This is a genomic window from Ahrensia marina (genome assembly GCF_001293565.1).
GTDB classification, from domain to species: domain Bacteria; phylum Pseudomonadota; class Alphaproteobacteria; order Rhizobiales; family Rhizobiaceae; genus Ahrensia; species Ahrensia marina.
The window spans coordinates 1-407 of the sequence record NZ_JXMU01000056.1 but is presented as its reverse complement, the minus strand read 5'-3'; the positions used below and the strand labels follow the sequence as shown (position 1 = coordinate 407).

The 407-nt window shown below is 54.8% G+C and carries 1 pseudogene; it reads left to right on the top strand.

From position 1 onward, the window contains the following. Positions 1-166: 166 nt before the first annotated feature. A pseudogene (locus SU32_RS17005) lies at positions 167-407 on the top strand (hypothetical protein); the annotation flags it as partial.

Below are 407 nucleotides of genomic sequence, written 5' to 3'. Positions count from 1 at the left end.
AGGCGCATACGGTGCGCGCTGCGATCAGCGGACTGCGTAAAAAAGGGTTTGAGGTTTCACGAACGAAGGCGAAGAAAACTGGTGAAACGGTCTACGCAATTGTCGGTGGCAAAAACAACGTCTTAGCTGAGGCTCCGGGGCCAGAGCCAACTGTGGAGACAGCCTGATGCTTGAGGTGCAAGAAGCGCCCAACAGGCCTGCGGATAAGGTTTGTTCCACCGCATCACGCCGCAAGCCACGAACGGTCGATGTAGGAGCAATTGAACGGCTTGATCGAGACGGTTGCATAGAGCGCTGGTGGCAGGTGCTTGGAGTGGCACCGCCCAAATACACTTCGCTCGAACTTATGCGCAAAGTGATTGCGTATGAAGTGCAAGTCAAAGCGTTTGGCGGTCATTCAAACGCTG